Genomic DNA, 24,627 nt, shown 5'->3' with positions numbered 1-24,627 from the left:
GAAACAAAGGCTCCTGCCCTGATATTGTCAAAAATCTTTATAATTAGGATTTGGCCTTTGTTTAACATATGGCACTTCATCCAAATAGTAGTACATTTCTCTGTCATAGCTTATGGGAATATCGTGTTGGAACTCCAGGAAAAGATCCAGCTTATTACTGTATGAATCTGCTATCATTTTGGCTTTTTGGCTTTCAATGCTGCGCTCAAGATAATACTTTTTTACTTCTTCCGGTGTAGGTAGAAGCGAAGCGTTGACCAAAGTTTTGTTATGTACTAACTGAAGTCTGTTTATCTCAAGCTTATCGATTCCATTATCTTCTAAACGCAGTAGTGATGCTCTATTCATGTACTGTGGGATGTCAAAAAACATGGAATTTCCGTTATCGTATATTGGAGCCATTGAGACGAACTTGAGAGTATCCGGATTTCGTAATATTCCAAAATTATCCCAGTGTCTGTCTGCGTTTGTAGTGATAAAATCAATCATGATCATATAATCTAGAAAGCCTTGCACATAGCCGCGGTCTAAACCATTGTTTATGCAGATATCAATGAATTTATTTAACTCTATTGAGGAATCATATGATTCCTCATTTTTATATCCTCCGGTAACTTGAAATGCTGTGATTAGTTCCAGATGTTCATCGGTGAAAAAGTGACATCTGCTGTATTTATTGATCTCAGAGTCCTCGCCAAGGATTTCATAAGCTGTATATTCACTAAATCCCTGTTGCCTATGAACAAAGGATACAAATGATTCATTAACATTTTGGATACCATTGGCATATTTTGGATTGCTCAACTTATCCAAAAACCATTTCCCTTTTATGTTTATGGCTTTTTTGTCCAAGGATCCGTTTAATGCTGCATCTGGCGAGTTTGAATAATGTGCTCTTCCCTCACCACTGTGAAAGTGTATTGTTTTATTCCCGTTTTTAAAGAGATTAACTTTTTCCCATAATAAAGTAAGTTCTGCAGGACATATCCAATATGTATCGGTAAGGCTTAACCCCAGGTTTTTCATTAGAAGTTCTGAAGGAGAAGAGCAGTCATATGCTTTTAGAAGGGAAAGAAGATGCTCTCTTCCTTCAGGAATTGAGCGCTGTTTCCACCAGTCATATAAATGCCTGCTTTTGGTTGAACCAAGGTAAGGCATATGCATAGGATTGATGATGTGGTGATTCATGATTTCACCATCATTGTTTAATTGCAAAATTGCAACATCTATATCTTTATGTTTCAGTATGAACATTCTGTCTTCGCTCATAATATTTTGATACCCCTTTTTCGAAATTGATCTGATTTATGTATTTTTCTACAAAAAAGCCCATTCGAGCGCATTCTGCATCAAATTTGGAGGAACTGTCGCTAAAATATGGTTCATATTGCAATTCATATTTTTCCTTTTGATGATAAAAAGTAATGGTGTAATCGGTGGAATTCTTTTTAAAGCTGTATTTTATTCCCGAGTTTGTCTGTGATACAGTAGGTTGTTTTTTACTTTTTACAGGATAGAGATCATGTGATGATATAAGCTGCTTGTTGCAGTCACTGTCAACAATAAGACCGGCAGTGGTCATGTAATCAGCTATTTTATCGATAGTCGATTCATTGACATATATCATGTTTACTGTATGAAGCTGCTTCTTGCCATAGTAATGAATCACATAGCAGTCATTTTCTTCCGAATACTGCAAATAAAAAAGAAGATTATGGTCCGGGCTGATTCCCATAGCATTCTCAAGTATTTTTTCGTTGTGTTCATATTGAATAATCATAGAGTTCGAGCATTGAATGTTATCAAGAAGTGTCAGGTCTTCCTCAATTTCATGAAGCCGTTTTTCAAGATCCTGTCGTAAATCAAAGCACTGTTCGCATAGGTTTTTCTTGTTTTTTGATAGATACACAGAAACAAGGCGGTAATGCGTGTCTTTAAATTGCAGATACTCGCTTTTATTACCACGGATATTCTTAACAGAAATATAGCCTGGGATGGCGTATTTTTTTGAGAGACATTGAAGAAATGCCTTTTCTGATAAAAGAGAAGATTTAGTTTTGATTAGAAAGTCTTTTAATTCACTCATAAACAACCTCATAATATAATGATGTATAATTATTGTAGGTTGTTTTTAGAGATGAGTCAATATATCTCCGGTCATCATCTGATGGCTTGAGGCATTTTTACAATTATTATTTGGTTAGCTTTTAGAAAAAATATGCAAAAATAGTGAATTTTATGTGAATAAGTTATATAATAACTTTTAGATGCCAAAGAAAACGGCCTTTTGCGTCTAACATATCATCATAAGTACAGTCAGCGCTTGATATCCGAAATAAGAGGGGATTTCTGATATGAATGCCAGTAACTTACAGAGGAAATTATCTTATAAAGAAAAGATAATTTTCAGAGTTAAAAAATTTAATAGAAAACATAAGGCTCTTTCCTTTTTAGGGCTTGCCTATGCAGTTATATCAATTACGAGCTACAACTTTTTGTTTTACTTCTATAGTAATGCCAAGAGATTTATAAGTCTTGCATGTATCTTGCTTTTCTTTGTATCAAGTAGTAGTTTTTCGCATCCAGGAATGTCTTTTGATATCAGTTTTGATTCTGATATGAATATTGATGGTTATTCGGGTGACTCTGCGGGAGAATTGTCTGAAGTTATAGACTATGAGTCTCAAGCGGAGCTTTCATTGACTACTGTTGATGAAGCTCTCCTTGAAGAGGCTATGGAAAGTGTTAACCCTGACGCCACAGAAGCAGAGCATATGATATCTGATAATAAAGCTACTTTATCAGAGATTTTGGCTGCAACAAGTAGTGCCTCAGATGCAAAAGAGGGCTCTGAAGTAGAGATTTCTGAAACTGAAGCTGAAGCTGAAGAGGTTCCACTTTCAGATACTGTTCCGGAGCATTCTTTTTCCAGTGATGACTGGCAGATAGTTCTTATAAACAAACAGCATCCAATACCTGAAGGTTACGAGGTTTCTCTTGGAACTATCAATGGTTCGATGAGATGTGATGAGAGAATAATTTCACCACTTCTTGAAATGATGAGAGCTGCCAGCAAAGATGGTGCTAATCTTATTATCTGCTCACCATACAGGGATATGGACCGACAGACTATGCTTTTTACCAATAAGGTAGACAGATATATGAATGGCGGTATGTCTTATATGGAAGCTTACAATCTGGCTTCACAGGCTGTAACTGTTCCTGGATCTTCAGAGCATCAGATCGGACTTGCTATAGATATTATCTGTGATGGATATTCAAGCCTAGATGAAGGCTTTGCAGATACAAAAGCCGGAAAATGGCTTGCTGAAAACAGCTATAAATATGGCTTTATCCTCCGATATCCTTTGGGAAAAGAGGATATAACAAGCATAGAATTTGAGCCATGGCATTTCAGGTACGTGGGAGTTGATGCTGCCACAGTCATGTATGAGAATGGCATGTGCCTTGAAGAGTTTTGGAGCACTTATGTTAATTGATCGAGGTTTTTATGTATAAGATTTTAAAAAAAGATGGAAACGCCAAAAGGGCTGAATTTACTACGGTTCATGGAACTGTGCAGACTCCTGTATTTATGAACGTTGCAACTGTTGCAGCTATTAAGGGTGGTGTTTCCACAGAGGATCTTGAAGGGATAGATACACAGGTTGTCCTTTCAAATACTTATCATTTGCACTTGAGACCGGGCGACGAGCTTGTTTACAGGATGGGCGGACTGCATAAGTTTATGTCATGCAACAAGCCTATATTGACTGATTCAGGCGGATTCCAGGTCTTTTCTCTTGCCAAAACACGTAAGATCAGGGAAGAAGGCGTGTATTTCCATTCTCACATTGATGGCCACAAGCTCTTTATGGGACCTGAAGAGAGTATGAGAATACAGTCACATCTTGGTTCTACTATAGCTATGGCGTTTGATGAGTGTCCTTCTGCCAAGGCAGAGCACGAATATGTTCAGATGTCTGTAGACAGAACAACCAGATGGCTCCTTAGATGTAAAAAAGAAATGGACAGGCTTAACGGTCTTGAATACACTGTAAACCCTCATCAGATGCTTTTTGGAATCAATCAGGGTGCTATATTTGATGATATAAGGATCGAACATGCAAAGCGCATAAGTGAGCTTGATCTCGACGGATATGCAGTTGGGGGTCTTGCAGTAGGTGAGTCCCATGAGGAAATGTATCATGTGCTTGATACGGTCGTACCATTTCTTCCTGAAAACAAGCCTACATATCTTATGGGAGTAGGTACTCCTGCCAATATCCTTGAGTCTGTAGACAGAGGCGTAGACTTCTTTGACTGCGTATATCCAAGTAGAAATGGCCGCCATGGTCACCTTTATACAAACAGAGGACATATCAATATTCTTAATGCCAAGTATGAGATGGATGACACTCCTATTGAAGAGGGATGTGGATGTCCTGCCTGTCGCAGATATACCAAAGCCTACATAAGACATCTTCTTAAAGCCGGTGAGATGCTTGGAATGAGGCTCTGCGTGCTTCATAACCTTTATTTCTACAATCACATGATGACAGAAATAAGAGAGGCTATTGAAAAGGGAGAGTATAAGGAATACAAAAAGAAAAAGCTTGAGGGGATGCTTGAGTTTGACAGCGAAACCGTCGCTGATGGCTATAATATCGCTAGAAACTGGCGCAAAGGTTAAGAAAAATCAAGGCAGTATTGATTTTTCTTAATGGATGTATATATTCACTTGAATTTGATTTTTCTTTTTAGTATTATTGATTGGTATATATTACAAGTTTTGGAGGAAGGTATGGGATTATTTTTAACTACTGAATCTGCTGGCTCAAGCACAGCATTTATAACAACAATGCTTGTTTATGCTGCATTTATGGTTGCTATCTACTTCTTGTTCATGCGTCCTAACAGAAAAGAGCAGAAGCAGAAAGCTCAGGTACTTGCATCACTTGCAGTAGGTGATAGCGTTAGAACAACAGGCGGCTTTATCGGAACAGTTATTGATATCAATGATGATATGGTGATCGTAGAGTTTGGTAACAATAAGAACTGTCGTATTCCTATGGTTAAGGAAGCAATTGTTGAAGTTGAAAAGCCTGAAGATGCAGTTGCAACTGCTGCTACAGATAGTAAGGATTCAAAGAAAAAGTAATTGACGGATTTAAGCCTGGCCAAGGTGCGCCTTGGTCAGGCTTATTCTATAACTAAATAAAACACAAAGGAGCATGGGGATGAAGCTTAATGTTACATGTATTCCAGGCGACGGTATCGGTCCTGAAATAGTAAAGGAAGCCAAAAAAGTTCTTGATAAAGTGTGTGAAAAGTATGGGCATGAAATATCATATAAAGATGTTTTAATGGGTGGTTGTTCTATTGATGCCTATGGTGTGCCTCTGACAGATGAGACAATTGCTGCAGCAAAGTCTGCAGATGCTGTTTTGATGGGATCTATCGGTGGAGATACAAGTACATCTCCATGGTACAAGCTCGAACCGTCAAAGAGGCCTGAGGCTGGTCTTTTGGGACTTCGCAAAGCTTTAAATCTCTTTGCGAATCTTCGTCCTGCATATTTGTATCCTGAATTGAAAGAAGCCTGCCCTCTTAAAAAAGAAGAGGCTGAAAAAGGCTTTGATATGCTTATTATGAGAGAGCTGACAGGTGGCTTGTACTTCGGCGACAGATGTACAAAAGAAGTAGATGGCGAGCTTGTTGCAACAGATACACTTGTCTACAAAGAAAGCGAGATCCGTCGTATTGCAATTAAAGCTTTTGAAGTTGCAAGGAAGAGAAGATGCTCTGTTATAAGTGTCGATAAGGCTAATGTTTTGGATTCTTCGAGACTTTGGAGAAAAGTTGTTGAGGAAGTTAAAAAGGATTATCCAGATGTATCTCTTTCTCATATGCTGGTTGATAACTGTGCAATGCAGCTTGTTAAGAGCCCATCATCATTTGATGTAGTTCTTACTGAGAACATGTTTGGTGATATCTTATCTGATGAAGCCAGCATGATCACCGGATCTATTGGAATGCTTCCTAGTGCTTCCCTTAATGATTCCAGTTTTGGACTGTATGAGCCAAGTCATGGCAGCGCTCCTGATATTGCAGGAAAGGATCTGGCAAACCCAATTGCTACAATTCTTTCTGCTGCGATGATGTTAAGATATTCATTTAATCTGGATAAAGAAGCTGATGCTATTGAAGAAGCTGTTAAGAAAGTCCTCAAGGAAGGCTACAGAACAAAGGATCTTTGCCTTAATGATGAGGGAGGCTTTGAAATAGTTGGATGCATAAAAATGGGGGATTTGATTGCTGAACGAATTAGCGGTTGAAAAAACTGAAAAGAAAATATATGACATTTTGCCACATGAGCCGGAAACAATAGCAATGGCACTTCTAGTGATAGGTATGGGTGCTTATTATCTGTGGAGAATGTTTGCCATAACTCCGCAGTATGATGAACTGTATACTTACTATACTTTTATAAGTAAGGGGCCTTTTTATGCGGCAATTCACTGGCCACTTCCCAATAATCATGTTGGATATTCAGTGCTTTCCGGATTTGTTGATTATTTTGGAAATTCCTACTTTGGGCTAAGGGGAGTTTCATTTGTTTGTGCCATAAGTAATCTGATACTTGTTTACAGGATATGCAAGAGATTCTTTTCCCATGGACTTCCTTTTGCGGCAGCTCTTTTATATGCTTCCATGCAGGTTGTCAATGAGTACAGTGTTCAGGGCAGAGGGTATACACTGGCAACACTTTGTTTCCTCTTATCCATTTACTGCATTTGTCAGATCTGCAGCCTCGGTGAAAAGAGAAGGTATTTGTACTTTTCGCTGTTTGGAGTTATCGTACTTGGCCTTTATACAGTACCAAGCAGCGTATACTGGGTTGTACCTGTAGGGCTTTCCGGAGCTTTGTATCTTCTGATAAACGCTGTAAGAAGTAAAAGCGTATATGATAAGCCATCAGATAATATATACAGGAAAAAACTCATAAATCTTGTATTTTCGGGCCTGTTTGCTGCTGCCGGAACTACGTTTTTATACTCTGTAATATGGCTTGCAATTGGTTCAAATCTTCTTGTTAAGACTTCAGGATCTGAGTTTTTTGGATGGACACATGGAGCAGTTCTTTTGCGTTCTCCTATGAAAGCTCTTTTAACAGGAGTAGATTATATGCTATCTCAGCCATATATTCAGAGCCTTGAACCTGATGTTTTCTGGCAGAGATACTTGGGCTGGAATTACAGCATGTTAAACTACATGCTTCCTGGAATGGTAATTGTACTGATCATATTCATTCTGGCTGGAATGGGCTGTATGATCTATGAATGCATAAAGCATTTCGAATATAGCAGGACAGTAATAAATCTTGTTGCCATCGTAAATCTTTTGTTTATAGGTGTAATGCTTATTCTTCAAAAGAAATTACCTTATCTTAGAGTTTTTGGATATAGCAGTTTTATTGTTGTCTTATGTGTGTGCTCTGTTTTTGAGAGACTGATAAATGTACATATCAGGATATACAATAGAAAAGTATCAGGCTTAAGCGGTGAAAACGCTGCGTCTAAAGAAAATGAGATCATTTCCCGCGAAGGAAAGTGGTACTTTGGACTTGGGGTTTACATTCCTACAATTTGTATTGCAGTTTTGTTCCTACTTAGAGTTACAAGCTCTGACTTTAACTGCCAGCTTGGACATAGAGAAAACGAATTGTTCAATACCCTTTATATTGCGGATGTGACCAAGAAAAACAATCCGGCTGTTTTGGACTGTGATCAGCAGTACCTTATGAAATTTGGCTGGGACATTGATTGTACCAAGACAGATGTTGACGGTGCAGACATGGTTATCGTTGATAAGGATATGCTTCAAAGCGGTTATAGTGGCGAGGATTTTTGGAAATTCTATCAGACTCATGAGACGATAAATTGGGATTATTTAAAGTCCATGAGAGTTATATATGAAAGTGAAGATTTTATTTTGTATGTGAAATAATTAAATTTATTATAATTTTTGTTTATATAGGAGGAGAATATCATGACAATGAACAGCGACAGAGTTATGAAAGGACTTCAGCAGGCACCACACAGAAGCCTTTTTAACGCACTTGGTTTTACCGAAGAAGAGAGAAGAAAACCCCTAATTGGTATTGTTAGTTCTTATAACGAAATCGTTCCGGGCCATATGAACCTCGATAAGATTACAGAAGCAGTTAAGCTTGCTGTAGCTGAAGCAGGCGGTATGCCTGTTGTAGTTCCTGCAATTGCGGTATGCGATGGAATTGCTATGGGTCACATTGGCATGAAGTATTCTCTTGTAACAAGGGATCTTATAGCAGATAGTACAGAGTGTCTTGCAAAAGCCCATGCATTTGACGGTATGGTATGTATTCCAAACTGTGATAAGAATGTACCGGGACTTTTGATGGCTGCTGCAAGAGTTAATATTCCTACTGTATTTGTTTCCGGCGGTCCTATGATGGCTGGAAGAGTAGATGGCCATAAAACATCACTTTCATCTATGTTTGAGGCTGTTGGCAGCGTTTCTGCAGGCAAGATGACAGAAGAGAAGCTCTGTGAGTATGAAGAGAAGGCTTGTCCTACATGTGGTTCATGTTCAGGTATGTATACAGCCAATTCCATGAACTGCCTTACAGAAACGATCGGAATGGGCCTTCCTGGAAATGGAACAATTCCTGCTGTATATTCTGCAAGGATCAGACTTGCTAAACATGCAGGCTATGCTGTTATGGATCTTGTTAAGAAAGATATCAGACCAAGAGACATCATGACAAAGGATGCGTTCATGAATGCGCTTACTCTGGATATGGCACTTGGCTGTTCTACAAACACAATGCTTCATTTACCTGCAATTGCTCATGAAGCCGGTGTTGAGCTTAATATGGAGATCGCAAATGAAGTTTCAAACAGAACTCCTAATCTTTGTCACTTAGCTCCTGCAGGCCCAACATACATGGAAGACCTCAATGAAGCAGGCGGTGTCCTGGCTGTAATGTCAGAACTTGTTAAAAAGAACCTTCTTAATACAGATGCACTTACTGTTACAGGAAAGACTATTGGAGAGAATCTTGCAGGTGTAAAGAACCTTAATCCTGAGGTTATCAGACCAATAGAGAATCCTTATATGCAGTCAGGCGGAATTGCAGTTCTTAAGGGAAATATTGCTCCTGACACAGGTATTGTTAAGAAATCTGCTGTTGTACCTGAAATGATGACTCATGAGGGACCTGCAAGAGTATTTGATTGTGAGGAAGATGCAATCGCAGCAATCCTTGGCGGCAAGATTGTAGCAGGAGATGTTGTGGTTATCAGATATGAAGGACCTAAGGGCGGCCCTGGAATGAGAGAGATGCTCAATCCTACATCAGCTATTGCCGGTATGGGGCTTGGATCATCTGTAGCTCTTATTACAGACGGACGTTTCTCTGGCGCAAGCAGAGGTGCTTCCATAGGACATGTATCTCCTGAAGCTGCAGTTGGCGGACCTATTGCGCTTATTGAAGAAGGAGATATCATCAGCATTGATATCCCTAATAACTCTCTTAATGTAAAGGTTTCTGATGAAGTTCTTGCTGAGAGAAGAAAGAACTGGAAGCCTAGAGAGCCTAAGGTAACTACAGGATATCTTGCTCGTTATCGTGAGCTTGTAACTAGTGGTAACCGTGGAGCTATTTTGGAAATTCCAAGAGCTTGATCGTTCTAATATTATTGAATAAGACTACTGAAAGTAAGGAGTTTTTTTATCATGCAGTTAACTGGAGCACAGATTGTTTTAGAGTGTCTTAAGGAACAAGGCGTTGATACGGTTTTTGGTTATCCCGGCGGAACAATTTTAAATATTTATGATGAACTATACAAACAGCAGGATGATTTTTTACATATCAGAACATCGCATGAGCAGGGCGCTGCTCATGCGGCTGATGGTTATGCAAGATCTACCGGAAAGGTTGGAGTTTGTATGGCTACAAGTGGTCCCGGTTCTACAAATCTTGTAACCGGCATTGCAACTGCTTATATGGATTCCGTTCCTATGGTTGCAATTACTTGTAATGTGAATCTGCCTCTTTTGGGTAAGGATTCTTTCCAGGAGGTTGATATAGCAGGCATAACCATGCCTATTACAAAGCATGGATATATTGTTAAGGATGTAAAAGAGCTTGCATCTACTTTGAGGAAGGCTTTCAAGATTGCAAAAAGCGGAAGACCGGGTCCTGTTCTTGTTGACATTACCAAGGATGTTACACAAAAGAGCTGTGACTACAAGGCTGCTGCAATTACAGAAGAAAAAAGAAAAGTAACTTACGACCATGACGATATATTAACAGCCATTAAGATGATCAAAGCATCAAAGAGACCATATATCTATGTGGGCGGTGGTGCTGTAATATCTGGTGCTTCTGAGGAACTAAAGAAGTTTGCTCATGCGATTGATGCCCCTGTATGTGACACTCTTATGGGTAAGGGGGCTTTTGATGGCACTGATGAGCTTTATACAGGTATGATCGGTATGCATGGTACCAAGACTTCGAACTTCGGAGTTAGTGAGTGCGACCTTTTGATCACACTTGGAGCAAGATTTTCTGACAGAGTTACCGGTAATGCCAAGACTTTTGCTTCCAAGGCAAAGATTCTTCAGATCGATATTGATGCTGCAGAGATAAACAAAAACATCAGGACCAATTTTGCTATTGTAGGTGATCTTAAAGAGGTTCTCTCAGAAATAAATAAAGAAATTTCTGTTATGGATCATTCTGAATGGCTTGATAAGATAAAGGATTATAAAAAGAAATATCCTTTAAACTACGAGACAGATAAGCTTACATGCCCATATATCATTGAAGAGCTGGATAAGCTTACAAAGGGTGAAGCCATCATATCTACAGATGTTGGACAGCATCAGATGTGGGCTGCGCAGTATTATAAGTTCAGGCATCCAAGGACATTTTTAACTTCAGGCGGTCTTGGAACAATGGGCTATGGTCTTGGAGCATGTATTGGTGCAAAAGCAGGAAATCCTGATAAACTTTGCATCAACATTGCAGGAGATGGCTGCTTTAGAATGAATATGAACGAGCTGGCAACTGCGTCTAAGTATAACCTTCCTATCATTGAGATAGTGATCAACAACAATGTTCTTGGAATGGTCAGACAGTGGCAGACACTGTTTTATGAAAAGCATTATTCTCAGACAATCTTTGAGGACAAGGTTGATTACTGCAAGGTGGCTGAAGCTCTTGGATGTGATGCTTTCAGAATTACCAAGAAGTCTGAAGTGGTTCCTGTTCTAAAAAAAGCTATAAACGCAGGCAAACCTGTCGTAATTGATTGTATAATAGAGGAAGATGATAAGGTGTTCCCTATGGTTCCTGCAGGAGCATCTATCAGCGAAGCATTTGATGCCGGGGATCTTGCTTCGAAAAAATAATTAGAAATAATGAAAAGTGATTTTGGGGGAGATCATGAGTAGAGCTTTAAAGGGATTATTAATTGCACTTGCTGTTTCAATTGCAGCTTTTATAGCTGTTTATATTGGACTGGGCGTTTATTACATGAATGGTTTTCCCTGCTTTACCTGGATCAATGGAGTTTACTGCACTGGAAAAAGTGTTGATGAAGTAAATGAAGAGCTCTGCCAGAGATATCAGTATGAAGGTATTGCCATCACTGATATTAGCGGAGCAGAGCTCTTTATATCTGCTAAAGATGCGGGCGTTCGCATAGATTTTACAAATATGCTTGATTCGTATCTGTCTGACAAAAATCCTTTTGCATGGGGCTATTATTTTTTTGAAAACCTCATTGTGAACCTGTCTCCGGATGTATATGTTGATAAAGATGCAATAAAAGACATAATATCCAAATGGGAAATATTCCTTGATGATGATGAACTTAATATAAGTATAGAAAAAACCAGAGATAGTGGTTATGTATTAAAAGACAATCTAAGTAAAGCCCCTGTTCAGGAGGCTATTTCACAGGCTGTAATTGATAGTATAAAAGCGCTTCAAACTGAGGTCCAACTCTATAAGGTTGACGGATGTTATACTGAAATTCAGTTAAATGAAGAACAGCAAAAGATAGTTGATCTGTATAACAAGGTAGATGCCCTTCAGTCCTGTATGATCACCTATAAAATAGCAGATGAAGAAGTTAAACTGGATAAAAAAATAGCAGCTTCTTTTATACTTACGGAAGATGACCTTGAAAGTGCAAAGGAAGAAAAAGTATCTAAAAAGCTTCCGGGAAGCGGTCTGTTTATAGCTGGCTCAGAAGAAGAGAAGTTTCCTGAAGATGATATTACTGTTGTTGAAGGATTTTTGATGGATTCAAATGGAAATCTGATCCTTGGGGAAAGCAAGATGTATGATTTTCTTCATGATCTTTCAGCATCTCACAGCACTGAATGGAATCTTGTAAGGTATAGAAGTGGCGATGAGAATGCCGAGATCATAATAAACAATAATAGTAAAGGCAATGGGCTTGTCTACGATATAGATTCTGAGTTTGAGTATTTAAAAGAAGCTTATCTTTCGGGTACTACAATGAATGAGGAAGTCAGAACTCTGCAGCTTTCTGACTCAGCAGTTGTATTTAATGCAAAGGAAAGCCTTGGGGATACCTATATAGAAGTAAATATGGGAAAACAGGAGCTCTTTTACTATGTTGAAGGGAAGCTTTCTATGAATATGCCAATTGTTACAGGAAATGTTAACAGGGGAAGAGGAACTCCGACCGGAATATTTCCTGTCTATAATAAACGATATCACACAAATTTAGTCGGTGTTGACTATGTATCTTATGTAAACTATTGGCTAGGAGTTCATAAAGGAGTAGGTATTCATGATGCCACCTGGAGATCAAAATTTGGAGAAGAAATATATAAAAGAGATGGCTCACATGGCTGCATAAACTGTCCTTTAGATACTGTTTCGCAGTTGTGGGAGGTTGTGGAAGTTGGAACTCCGGTTGTCTTGTATTACTGATATAGTCTGGAATATGTAAACTTGGTATGAGAATATGAAATGGTTTTTTGCCATTTCATATTTTTTTATTTCTTCAGTCAAAAAAATAAAATAACATTAATTATGGAATTGCATTATTGACATTTTTTTTATCATGACTACAATGTATTTAAAGGTTAAATTTAGCGATTCAACTCGCTGAAGAATGTTATCAATATTACAAAAATCATCTACATGGATTATAGGAGGAGAGAAATGTCAAGAGTTTACAATTTTAGTGCTGGCCCGGCTGTTTTGCCAGAAGAAGTATTAAAACAGGCAGCTGCAGAGATGCTGGATTACAACGGATGCGGAATGTCTATCAATGAGATGAGTCATAGATCCAAGACTTTCGACAATGTCATCCAGACTGCAGAGCAGGATATCAGAGATCTTATGAATATTCCTGATAATTATAAGGTTCTCTTTTTACAGGGCGGTGCAAGTCAGCAGTTTGCAGCAGTTCCACTTAATCTTATGAAAAATGGTAAGGCTGCTTATATTATTACCGGTCAGTGGGCTAAAAAAGCTTATCAGGAAGCTCAGAAATATGGTGAGGCCATTGAAGTAGCTTCCAGTGCTGATAAGACATTCTCCTATATACCTGATTGTTCAGATCTTCCAATTCCTGAAGATGCAGATTATGTCTACATCTGTGAGAACAACACTATCTATGGAACAAAGTTTAAGACTTTGCCTAATACAAAAGGACATATTCTTGTTTCAGATGTTTCTTCATGCTTCTTATCAGAACCTGTGGATGTTACAAAATATGGAGTTATCTATGGCGGCGTTCAGAAGAACGTTGGACCTGCAGGCCTTGTAATAAGCATCATTAGAGAAGACCTTATTACAGATGATGTTCCTGCTTATACTCCTACAATGCTTAAGTGGAAGACTCAGGCAGACAACGGATCTTTATATAATACTCCGAACTGCTGGAGCATCTACATGTGTGGCCTGGTATTTAAATGGCTCAAAGCCCAGGGTGGTCTTGAAGAGATGAAAAAGAGAAATGAAGAGAAGGCTGCTGTTTTGTACGATTACCTTGATCAGAGCAAGATGTTCAAAGGCACAGTTCGCAAGGAAGATCGTTCTCTTATGAATGTTCCTTTCATCACAGACAGCGATGAGCTTAACGCAGAATTTATCGCAGAAGCTACAAAGGCAGGATTTGTAAGCCTTAAGGGACATAGAACTGTTGGTGGTATGAGAGCAAGTATCTACAATGCAATGCCTATTGAAGGTGTTAAGAAGCTTGTTGAATTTATGGATAAGTTTGAAAAGGAGAGAGCGTGATCATGTACAAATACAAATGTTTGAATCCTATTGCTAAGATCGGACTTAATAATTTTACTGATAAATATGAAGCTGTTGACAATGTTGATGACGCAGAAGGCATTCTTGTAAGAAGCGCCAACATGCTGGATATGGAGTTTTCCGATAATCTTCTTGCTATCGCAAGAGCAGGTGCAGGCGTAAACAATATTCCTTTAGACAGATGTGCTGAGGAAGGAATCGTTGTATTTAATACTCCCGGTGCTAACGCTAATGGCGTTAAGGAGATGGTACTTGCAGCTATGCTCATTGCTTCAAGAGATATCATCGGAGGAACTGAGTGGGTTAAGGCGAATGCCGGAGATCCTGATATTGCAAAGCTCACAGAGAAATCAAAAAAGAAGTTTGCAGGAACTGAAATCTTTGGCAAGAAGCTTGGTATCATCGGACTTGGCGCTATCGGCGTAAGAGTTGCCAATGCAGCAAGACAGCTTGGCATGGAAGTTTACGGCTATGATCCATATCTTTCAATTGATGCTGCATGGAGACTGTCATCAGATGTTAAGCACGTGACTAATGTAGATGATATCTATTCAAAGTGCGATATTATCACGGTTCATGTACCTGCTTTGGATTCTACAAAGGGCATGATCGGACAGGAAGCAATTGCTAAGATGAAAAAGGGTGTTATCATCCTTAACCTTGCAAGAGACATTCTTTGTGATGAGGTTGCGATCCTGGCCGGCATTAATTCAGGCAAGATCAGAAAATATGTTACGGATTTCCCAAATCCTACAACAGCAGGACATGACGGCTGCATAGTAATTCCTCATCTTGGAGCTTCAACAGAGGAGTCTGAGGATAATTGTGCAGTTAAGGCTGTTCTTGAAATGAAGGATTTCCTTGAAAATGGAAATATCAACAATTCGGTTAACTTCCCTAACTGCGATATGGGAATTTGCAATAATCCTCGAATTGCTATTTATCACAAGAATGTTGCTAACATGATCAGCCAGTTTACAAAAGAAATTGGTGAGGCCGGATATAACATTTCGGATATGACAAATAAATCTCGCGGCGATTATGCTTATACTTTGATTGACCTTGAGGATGGAATTGAGGATGCTCTTGTAAGTAAACTTGAAAAAATTGATGGAGTTATCAGAGTAAGAGTTGTAAGAAAAGACGTTTAATAAGAAAATGTATTATAATATCGGGTAGGAGTAAAATCCTACTCGATTTTAATATGCGGAGGAATAAAGATGGCTGATATAAGACCATTTAGTGCAATAAGACCAAATACAGACATTGTAAAAGAAAAGGCTGCACTGCCTTATGATGTTTATAACAGGGAAGAAGCTTATGAAGAAGTGATGAAGAATCCCAAGTCTTTTCTTGCAATAGACAGACCTGAAACTCAGTTTCCTAAGGATCAGGATATGTATGCTCCTGAAGTATATGAAAAAGCCAGGGATATGCTAAGAGACCAAATTTCTGATGGGACTTTTATCAAGGATGAAGACAAATGCTTTTACATTTATGAGCAGACTTTCAAAGGCAGAACCCAAACGGGAATTGTTGCCTGCGCATCTATTGATGATTATTTAAACAGTGTGATCAAAAAGCATGAGAATACCAGAGCTGACAAGGAGGAAGACAGAATCAGACATGTCTATACCTGTGATGCCCAGACTGGTCCTATTTTCCTTTGCTATAGAAAAAACAGGCTTTTATCTGAGCTTGTTATGAAAATAAAGGAATGCGATGCGCCTGTTTACGATTTTGAATCTAAAGATGGTGTTAAGAACAGAGTTTGGGTCATTTCTGATGAAGAGGAAGTTAATACCATAAGTAGGATCTTTACTACCATAAATTCAATATATATAGCTGACGGCCATCATAGATGTGCTTCAGCTGTCAAAGTTGGACTTATGAAGAGAAAAGAAGGAGAAGGAAAGGTAAGAGGAAAACTTAAATCTGATTACTTTTTGTCAGTTCTTTTCCCTGATGATGAGCTTGAAATAATGGACTACAACCGTGTTGTAAAGGACTTAAATGGCCTTTCTGAGGCTGAGTTCATGGAAAAGATTTCTGAGAAATTTGATGTTAAAAAGGAAGATGCTCCTGTAAAACCTTCTTGCAAGGGAGAGTTTGGCATGTATCTTGATGGCGCCTGGTACAGACTAAATGCAAAAGAAAGCATAAAATCAGACGATGCTGTTGCAGGACTTGATGTATCTATACTTCAGGATAATGTTCTTTCACCTGTCCTTGGTATAGGTGATCCAAAAACTGATAAAAGAATTGATTTTATTGGTGGTATTAGAGGACTCTCAGAGATAGAGAAAAGATGCAGCAAGGACTGCAAAGTGGGCTTTTCTATGTATCCGACATCCATATCGGAACTCTTTGCGGTTGCAGATGAAGGGTTGCTCATGCCGCCTAAGTCAACATGGTTTGAACCTAAGCTCTTAAGTGGGTTATTTATTCATGATATCTGTGGTACAATTGTATAGTGAAATTCACGTTTTTTGATCATATTTTCTTATTATAAATTACCCAATGGGGAGGGAGACATGAATAATAAGCTTTACAAGATGATGAATTGGCCTGAGATTGAGGAAATTATCTATTCTGATGGCGACAATCCACACAGAATTCTGGGGGCTCATAAAGTTGGCTCAAATTATCTTATTCAGGCTTTTTATCCTGATGCAAAAGAGATAAGTGTTTTGGTTGAGAATACCAAAAAGACTTATCCTATGGAACTTGCAGATGAGGCTGGGTTTTATGCTGTTTTGGTTCCATACATCGAGAAGTTTAGATATAAACTCGTGATCACAGATGTTAATGGGGTAGAGAAGGCTGTAGATGATCCATATGCTTTTGGACCGTATATGGACAGAGAGGACTTTATAAAATTTGGCAGTGGTATACACTACCATATCTATGAAAAACTTGGCGCACATCCTATGAAGAGGGGAACTGTTCAGGGAACTCTTTTTGCTGTTTGGGCGCCTTCTGCTGCAAGAGTAAGCGTCATTGGTGATTTTAATAATTGGGATGGAAGAGTATGCCAGATGCATAGGCTTGACCCAATTGGCGTATTTGAGATCTTTGTCCCAGGTGCTAAGGAAAATGATGGATATCAGTTTGAGATCAAGACCAGGAGCGGTCTTATCTTCAAGAGACCTGATCCATATGCAATGCTTAGCCGCGGTGAGAATGGCATGATCTCTGTTATCAGTGAGAGAAAATCTATTGTCTGGAACGATTCCAAGTGGCTTACACAGAGAAGAAAATTTGATCTTGATGAAGCGCCACTTTCAATCTGTGAGATTTCTATCGATGCTTTTGCCGGAAGACATGAAGGCAGGAATACAATCGAAGAAATCACTTCTGATATTCTCGAGTATGTACAGAATCATGGCTTTAATACTATTGAGCTCATGCCTGTAATGAAACACGTTCCGGGACATTTTTATCATATTCTGGATTTCTTTGCTCTTGATGATTCAAATGGCACTCCTGAAGAGTTCATGAAATTTATCGATGCATGCCATACTGCAGGTATAAGAGTTATCCTTGACTGGGTTCCTACATTTTTCCCTAAGTCATCTTGCGGTCTTAGTAGTTTTGATGGAAAGTGCCTCTATGAGTATGAGGACCCAAGGATCGGTGTTCATCCAAAGTCAGGGGATTTGATATTCGATTACGGCAGAAAGGAAGTTACTAACTTCCTTATTTCCAATGCCTTATACTGGATTGAGAATTACCACATTGATGGCCTTAGAACTTCTGACATTTCAAGGATTCTTTATCTTGATTATGACAGGAAGCCGGGTGAATGGATTGCTAACATATATGGCGGCAATGAGAACCTGGAAGCACTGGAATTCCTTAAACAGCTCACAACTGTCATTCATAAAAACAATCCTGGCGTGATCCTTCTTACAAAAGAAACAGCTTGTTGGCCACAGGTTACGGATTCAGTAGATGATGGCGGGCTTGGATTTGATTATAAGTGGAATAACGGCTGGACAAGGGATTTCCTTTCATATATGCAAAATGATCCGCTCTTTAGGGCCGGTCACCATGATGAGCTTACTTTCAGCATTATTTACAGCTATACTGAAAGATTTATTCTTGGATTCACACATGAAGAACTTGAAAAGGGCCTTGAGGGGCTTTATTATCTGATGCCTGGCGACTCAGTCCAAAAGATGGCTAATCTGCGCCTTGCAATCAGCTATATGATGGTTCATCCAGGAAGAAAGCATTTATACATGGAACCTGATGCCCTTACTGTAGATCAGTCTGTATTTGTTGAGAATATGCTCTCAAAACTCAATAAGCTCTATTATGATCATGATGCACTTCATCAGCTTGACAGTTCCGATGGAGGTTTTGAATGGATCAACAACATGGCAACAGATGAGTGCATGCTCTCATTTGTCAGGAAAAGCAATGATTCAACAGAAATGCTTCTTGTTGTTGCTAATATGGCAGGCGTCGAAAGAACTGTTGAAATTGGAGTTCCTGCTGACGGAAGATATACAGAGATCTTCAATAGTGACGACATTTCTTATGGCGGAACTGGTGTCTTAAATGAAGGTAAAAAGGAAGCAAGAAGAAAAGAGGTAGATGGAAGAGACTACTCTTTGTCTATTAAGATTGGTGCAGTATCTCTTTGTATCTTTAGCTATGTCCCTTATACTGAGCAGGAGAAAAAAATCCGTGCGATAAAGGAAGAAGAGGAAATCAAGAAAGAGGCTGAACGACAGGAAAAACTCGCTGCTCTTAAGGAAATGCAGAGCAAAGAGGAAGAGAGATTATTAAAAGAACTTAAAGAAAAATATGAGAGAGAACTCTTAGAGCAGGAAAAGGCAATAGAAGAAAAATATGAAAAGATAGAAGAAGAGAGAATTTCTACTATTGTATCGGCTGATGCCATAAAGAGTCTTTCTGCAAAGAAAAAGACAGGAGCAAGAACCTCTAAAAAAACTACAACTAAAAATTCTAAAAAGAAATAAATAAAAATGAAAAAAGCTGTGAAACCTGGTGATGCATGATTTCACAGCTTTTTTGCAAAAAAAATAAAGCTGGAAATGGGACTTGAACCCACGACCTACTGATTACGAATCAGTTGCGCTACCAACTGCGCTATTCCAGCCTGCCACAAGGCACAAATTAAATTATACATTCCACGGCATGGATTTACAAGTGAAATTCAGAATTAATTATACTTATGTGCAGTATTTGTGCTATAATTCTAAATTGAAGTATTGTTTTTATTAGAGAGGATCGAATATGAAAGAACTTAAAGATTACGTTAGAACCATTCCTAACTTCCCTGAAGAAGGAATTATGTTCAGGGATATAACATCAGTTTTACAGGATCCTGATGGATTTAAGCTTGCAATCGATGAGATGACAAGGCTTGTTGCAGATCTTGATTTTGATGTAGTTCTCGGTGCTGAATCAAGAGGTTTTATTTTCAGCGCACCTATTGCTTATCAGAGAGGTAAGGCACTTGTTCCTGTTCGTAAAAAAGGAAAGCTTCCTTGCGAAACAATAGAAGTTGAATATGATCTTGAATATGGCAAAGCTGTTCTTGAGATGCATAAGGATGCAATCAAGCCTGGACAGAAGGTACTTCTTGTTGATGACCTTATGGCTACAGGTGGAACAATCGAAGCTATGATCAAGCTTGTAGAACAGCTTGGCGGCGAAGTTGCAGGTATTCTTGTTCTTATGGAGCTAAAAGGCTTAAAGGGAAGAGAAAGACTTAGCAAATACAGACTTGATGCAGCAATCAGCTACGAAGGGAAGTAATTTTAATGGTACAAAACTTCGACGACGGAAAAATTGAAGCCATTGAGGAATTTCAATCGCCGGATGTGCTGTATGAAGGACTTATTGAAAGAGTAAGAAAATATCATCCATCGGATGATATTTCTCTTATTGAAAAGGCATATCAAAAGGCGGCTGAAGCCCACAGAGATCAAAGACGTAAATCGGGTGAACCATACATAATTCACCCTCTTTGTGTTGCAATAATACTTGCAGATTTAGAGCTCGATAAAGAAACTCTGGCGGCAGGTCTTCTTCATGATGTCGTTGAGGATACTATATGGACTAAAGAAGGAATTGAGGAGGAGTTCGGAGAGGATGTAGCTCTTTTGGTAGATGGAGTTACAAAACTGACTGCTCTGCAGCTTACAACTGACAGCGCCGGCAAGACTCAGGAACAGCTTGATATACAGGCTCAGAACCTTAGAAAGATGTTTCTTGCCATGGCAAAGGATATCAGAGTAATTCTGATAAAGCTTGCGGACAGGCTCCACAATATGCGTACTCTTTCTCATATGCCTCCTGAAAAGCAGTCCAGGATTGCGCAGGAGACTCTTGATATTTACTCACCTATAGCAGGAAGACTTGGTATCAGCCGTATCAAGGTTGAGCTCGATGATCTTTCGCTTAAATATCTTAAACCTGATGTTTATTATGATCTTGTTGAAAAGGTTGCAACAAGGAAGAGCGAGAGGGAAAAATACGTCGAGGACATTTGTGAAAATGTTCGAGATGCTATTTCTGCTGCAGGTATCACGGGTGATGTAAACGGCAGGGTAAAGCATTTCTTTAGCATATATAAAAAGATGCGCAACCAGAATAAGACTCTGGATCAGATCTATGATCTGTTTGCTATCAGGATAATAGTTGGTACTGTTAAGGATTGCTATGCGGCTCTTGGTGTTATACATGAGATGTATAAGCCTATTCCCGGCAGGTTTAAAGACTATATTGCCATGCCAAAGCCCAATATGTACCAGTCTCTTCATACAACGCTCATAGGCCAGACAGGTCAGCCTTTTGAGATACAGATCCGTACTTATGATATGCATCGTGCAGCTGAGTATGGTATTGCGGCTCACTGGAAATACAAGGAAGCTTCAGATGGTAAAAAGTCTGAAAGCGGCGAGGAAGAGAAACTTATCTGGCTTCGTCAGATATTGGAATGGCAACAGGACATGTCTGATAACCAGGAGTTTATGAGCCTTTTAAAGAGCGATCTCAACCTCTTTTCCGAGGATGTATACTGCTTTACTCCAACCGGCGATGTAAAGAACCTTCCTGCCGGTTCAACACCTATCGATTTTGCATACAGTATTCATAGTGCTGTGGGCAATAAGATGATCGGTGCCAAGGTTAATGGCAAGCTTGTTCCTATTGATTACAAGATTCAAAACGGTGACAGAATTGAAGTTATCACCAGCCAGAATTCCAGAGGACCAAGCAGAGACTGGCTTGCGATCGCTAAATCTACATCTACCAAAAACAAAATCAATCAGTGGTTTAGAAATGAACTTAAAGAGGAGAACATAGTCAAGGGACGTGAACTTCTCATTGAGTATTGTAAGAGTAAGGGCATAGATCTTTTCTCTATTTCAAAACCTGAGTTTCAGAATATAGTTATAAAGAAATATGGTTTCCATGATTGGAACGCTGTTCTTGCAGCTGTTGGACACGGCGGACTTAAGGAAGGCCAGATCGTTAATAAGATGCTTGAGCTTAATGATAAAGAGCACAAGCGCAATATTACCGATGAAGAAGTTCTTGCAGCTGTGGCTGAATCCAATGTAACACCGCAGGTTTCAGAATCTGACAATGCTATAATTGTTAAAGGCGTTCATGATGTGGCTGTAAGATTTTCAAAGTGCTGCAATCCTGTTCCGGGTGATGATATATGCGGTTTTGTTACTAGAGGAAGAGGCGTATCTATTCATAGAAGAGACTGCGTTAATGTTATTAAAATGCAGGAAGAGGACAGATCAAGGCTTATTGAGGCCAGATGGCAGTCAGATTCGCAGTCCGTTGGCAAGTACGCAGCTACTATCAAGATATTTGCCAATAACAGAAGTGGACTTTTGGCTGATATATCACGTGCGCTTACTGAGAAAAATATCGATATCATTTCCATGAATACAAGGACCAGTAAGCAGGGACTTGCAACAATGGAAACATCTTTCCAGGTTTCTTCCAGAAATCAGCTTAGAGAGATTGTCGATAAGATCAGGCAGATTGACAGCGTCATTGATATTGAGAGGACTACAGGTTGATGGAAAAGGCTTTATCTATTGGAATGTTTACTCTTGGCATGGTTGGAACAAATTGCTACTTTGTTTATAAGCCGGATGCCGAATGTAACACAGAAGATTGTAAGCATGTAATCTTTTTTGACCCTGCCGATCAGGGCAAAAAAATATATGAGAAACTATCAGAAAATGGTTTTGTTATAGACCTCATCCTTTTAACTCATGGGCACTTTGACCATATTGGTGGTGTGGAAGAGCTTAAAAGCCTTTCAGGCGCCAAAGTCTATTGCTATGAAAAAGAGCAGGCTATGTGTAAAGATGCATATCTTAATCTCTCTAATGATTACAACATGCATCTAAAGATCACTCCCGATGGCTTATATAAAGATGGAGATACAATTTCAGCTGCAGGCATGAGCTGCAGGCTGATCGCAACTCCGGGACATACTTCTGGGAGCTGTTGTTACTATTTTGAAGAGGGCGGCATTCTGATAAGTGGAGATACCTTATTTGAAGAATCTGTTGGAAGAACTGATTTTCCGACAGGCTCTACAAGTGAGATAGTCAGATCCATAAAAGAAAAACTCTTTGTTCTTCCTGATGAAACTGTAGTTTATCCGGGACATGGTGAAATTACAACAATAGAACACGAAAAAATGTATAATCCGTTTGTTATTTAATGCGGATTATATTTTTTTGATTTATTTGAGGCTTATTATGCAGGTTGTTTTAATAAAAGAAGATAAGTATACATACGATATTCATTCCCTTTATAAGGCTTTTTATCCAACTGAGGATGTAAAGGTTATTTTAGAGAATGACCTTGATAAGATAGATGAAGTAAAAAGGCTTAATTCTGAAATCACTGTTTCTGATGTTGATGTCAGCGTTTCAAAGAATGAGCTTAAAAAGAGCATCTACCTGGATCTGTCTGCTAAAACGGGTAAGAGTCTGCCTTGGGGAAACCTTACGGGTATAAGACCTACGAGGATAGTTATGAACCTCATTGAAGAGGGAAAGAGCGACGAAGAAATAGTCCGGTATATGAAAGATACCTATTGCGTATCTGATGAAAAGATTGCTCTTAGTCTTAAGATTGCCCACAGGGAAAAAGAAATACTTAAATGTATAGATTACAAGAATGGTTACAGCCTTTATTTGGGAATACCTTTTTGTCCCACAACATGTTTGTACTGTTCTTTTACATCCTATCCAATAGGGGCTTTTTCAAATATTGTTGACGATTATCTTTCTTGTCTTGAAAAAGAAATTGATTATGTAGCAGAGAATTTTAAAGACAAAACTTTGGACACAGTCTATATAGGCGGAGGCACACCTACAACCCTTGAGCCTCATCAGCTTGAAAGGCTTATTGGCTATCTTAAGGCAAAACTTGATTTTTCAAATGTAAAAGAGTTTACGGTTGAGTCAGGAAGGCCGGACTCTATAACAAGAGATAAGCTTAAGACCATGAAAAAGATGGGCGTGACCAGAATTTCTGTAAATCCTCAGACTATGAGGGATGAGACCTTAAAGCTCATAGGAAGGAGACATACAGTTTCTCAGCTTATTGATGCTTATAATATGGCAAGAGAAGAGGGTTTTGATAATATCAATATGGATATTATCCTGGGTCTTCCGGGTGAGGGCGCCAGTGATGTCGCTTACACAATGGAAGAGATAAAAAAGCTTGATCCGGATGATCTTACTGTTCATTCACTTGCTATAAAAAGAGGTTCAAAGCTTGCTGAGATCATGGAACTTGCCAAGCATAGAGGCAATGAAAGTGCCATGTGCTCTTTTGATGATAAAAAAGATATTCTTGATGATATAAAAAATACAGAAGAGATGATGGAAATTGCTTTAAAGGGAGCAAGTGATATGGGACTTGAGCCATATTACCTTTACAGGCAAAAAAATATATCCGGCAATTTTGAGAACACCGGATATGCAAGAAAAGGCAAGGCAGGAATTTATAATATTTTGATCAATGAAGAGGTTCAATCTATTGTCGCGCTTGGAGCCGGTACCGTTACAAAGAGAGTTTACGGATATGATGGCAGGATAGAGCGATGCGATAATGTAAAGGATGTAAAACTTTACATGGAACAGATAGATGATATGATAGACAGAAAGAGGAAACTGTTTTCGTAAGAATCAGTGCCCCAATTTGCCTTAAATTTTCTAAAGAGATTGAATAATATTGTGCAATATGCT

General features: G+C 38.9%; 18 protein-coding genes and 1 tRNA gene. 16 read left to right on the top strand and 3 right to left on the bottom strand.

Annotated features, from left to right (window positions below; all coding sequences use genetic code 11):
* Nucleotides 1-27: 27 nt before the first annotated feature.
* Both E7303_RS00170 and E7303_RS00165 read right to left on the bottom strand, forming a co-directional pair.
* Nucleotides 28-1,269: a hypothetical protein gene (locus tag E7303_RS00170; protein ID WP_292143289.1), complete on the bottom strand. Its 1,242-nt coding sequence runs from the start codon at nt 1,267-1,269 to the stop codon at nt 28-30.
* On the bottom strand, nt 1,235-2,086 hold the full coding sequence (locus E7303_RS00165; protein WP_292143288.1) for a hypothetical protein: 852 nt from the start codon (nt 2,084-2,086) through the stop codon (nt 1,235-1,237). Before E7303_RS00165 ends, E7303_RS00170 begins: the two co-directional genes overlap by 35 nt.
* A gap of 268 nt (nt 2,087-2,354) precedes the next feature.
* On the opposite strand from E7303_RS00165, the gene E7303_RS00160 reads away from it, so the two are divergent.
* The 12 genes from E7303_RS00160 (at nt 2,355) to glgB (ending at nt 19,347) form a co-directional block, all read left to right on the top strand.
* The gene (locus tag E7303_RS00160) at nt 2,355-3,500 is read left to right on the top strand and encodes a M15 family metallopeptidase (protein WP_292143287.1); all 1,146 of its coding nucleotides are present in this window, start codon (nt 2,355-2,357) and stop codon (nt 3,498-3,500) included.
* Nucleotides 3,501-3,511: 11 nt separating this feature from the next.
* Entirely contained in the window at nt 3,512-4,693 is a 1,182-nt protein-coding gene (gene tgt, locus E7303_RS00155; RefSeq protein WP_292143286.1) for a tRNA guanosine(34) transglycosylase Tgt, read from the top strand.
* A 111-nt stretch (nt 4,694-4,804) separates the two neighbouring features.
* Nucleotides 4,805-5,161 carry a preprotein translocase subunit YajC gene (gene yajC / locus E7303_RS00150; protein WP_022775618.1) on the top strand — a complete coding sequence of 119 codons (357 nt, stop codon included), beginning with the start codon at nt 4,805-4,807 and terminating at the stop codon, nt 5,159-5,161.
* Between the two features lie 79 nt (nt 5,162-5,240).
* Nucleotides 5,241-6,338: a 3-isopropylmalate dehydrogenase gene (gene leuB / locus E7303_RS00145; RefSeq protein WP_292143285.1), complete on the top strand. Its 1,098-nt coding sequence runs from the start codon at nt 5,241-5,243 to the stop codon at nt 6,336-6,338.
* The gene (locus E7303_RS00140; protein WP_292143284.1) at nt 6,316-8,010 is read left to right on the top strand and encodes a glycosyltransferase family 39 protein; all 1,695 of its coding nucleotides are present in this window, start codon (nt 6,316-6,318) and stop codon (nt 8,008-8,010) included. The genes leuB and E7303_RS00140 overlap by 23 nt, the downstream gene beginning before the upstream one ends.
* Nucleotides 8,011-8,058: 48 nt before the next feature.
* Nucleotides 8,059-9,729 carry a dihydroxy-acid dehydratase gene (gene ilvD, locus E7303_RS00135; RefSeq protein WP_292143406.1) on the top strand — a complete coding sequence of 557 codons (1,671 nt, stop codon included), beginning with the start codon at nt 8,059-8,061 and terminating at the stop codon, nt 9,727-9,729.
* Between the two features lie 51 nt (nt 9,730-9,780).
* Nucleotides 9,781-11,460 carry a biosynthetic-type acetolactate synthase large subunit gene (gene ilvB, locus E7303_RS00130; protein ID WP_292143283.1) on the top strand — a complete coding sequence of 560 codons (1,680 nt, stop codon included), beginning with the start codon at nt 9,781-9,783 and terminating at the stop codon, nt 11,458-11,460.
* 34 nt (nt 11,461-11,494) lie between these two features.
* Entirely contained in the window at nt 11,495-13,018 is a 1,524-nt protein-coding gene (locus E7303_RS00125) for a L,D-transpeptidase (RefSeq protein ID WP_292143282.1), read from the top strand.
* A gap of 234 nt (nt 13,019-13,252) precedes the next feature.
* Nucleotides 13,253-14,335 carry a 3-phosphoserine/phosphohydroxythreonine transaminase gene (gene serC / locus E7303_RS00120; protein ID WP_292143281.1) on the top strand — a complete coding sequence of 361 codons (1,083 nt, stop codon included), beginning with the start codon at nt 13,253-13,255 and terminating at the stop codon, nt 14,333-14,335.
* 2 nt (nt 14,336-14,337) lie between these two features.
* On the top strand, nt 14,338-15,507 hold the full coding sequence (locus tag E7303_RS00115) for a phosphoglycerate dehydrogenase (RefSeq protein ID WP_292143280.1): 1,170 nt from the start codon (nt 14,338-14,340) through the stop codon (nt 15,505-15,507).
* A gap of 69 nt (nt 15,508-15,576) precedes the next feature.
* Nucleotides 15,577-16,830 (top strand): DUF1015 domain-containing protein, encoded by a 1,254-nt coding sequence (locus E7303_RS00110; RefSeq protein ID WP_292143279.1) that lies wholly within the window; start codon nt 15,577-15,579, stop codon nt 16,828-16,830.
* 60 nt (nt 16,831-16,890) lie between these two features.
* Nucleotides 16,891-19,347, top strand: a complete 2,457-nt coding sequence (gene glgB / locus E7303_RS00105) for a 1,4-alpha-glucan branching protein GlgB (RefSeq protein ID WP_292143278.1) — start codon at nt 16,891-16,893, stop codon at nt 19,345-19,347.
* Nucleotides 19,348-19,414: 67 nt separating this feature from the next.
* Here the strand turns inward: glgB and E7303_RS00100 are convergent.
* Nucleotides 19,415-19,487, bottom strand: a tRNA-Thr gene (locus tag E7303_RS00100).
* Between the two features lie 137 nt (nt 19,488-19,624).
* Here E7303_RS00100 and E7303_RS00095 point away from each other — a divergent pair.
* The 4 genes from E7303_RS00095 to hemZ are packed head-to-tail and all read left to right on the top strand — an operon-like array spanning nt 19,625 to nt 24,564.
* Entirely contained in the window at nt 19,625-20,149 is a 525-nt protein-coding gene (locus E7303_RS00095; protein ID WP_292143277.1) for an adenine phosphoribosyltransferase, read from the top strand.
* 5 nt (nt 20,150-20,154) lie between these two features.
* Nucleotides 20,155-22,434, top strand: coding sequence for a RelA/SpoT family protein (locus E7303_RS00090; protein ID WP_292143276.1), 2,280 nt, complete (start codon nt 20,155-20,157; stop codon nt 22,432-22,434).
* Entirely contained in the window at nt 22,434-23,090 is a 657-nt protein-coding gene (locus E7303_RS00085; protein ID WP_292143275.1) for an MBL fold metallo-hydrolase, read from the top strand. The genes E7303_RS00090 and E7303_RS00085 overlap by 1 nt, the downstream gene beginning before the upstream one ends.
* 37 nt (nt 23,091-23,127) lie before the next feature.
* Complete coding sequence (gene hemZ, locus E7303_RS00080; protein ID WP_292143274.1) at nt 23,128-24,564, top strand: coproporphyrinogen dehydrogenase HemZ; 1,437 nt, start codon at nt 23,128-23,130, stop codon at nt 24,562-24,564.
* The last annotated feature ends 63 nt before the right edge of the window (nt 24,565-24,627 follow it).

This window comes from Butyrivibrio sp., from assembly GCF_015056685.1.
Classification (GTDB): Bacteria; Bacillota; Clostridia; order Lachnospirales; family Lachnospiraceae; genus Butyrivibrio.
The sequence above is the reverse complement of the archived record's forward strand: the minus strand, read 5'-3'. Positions and strand labels throughout refer to the sequence as shown.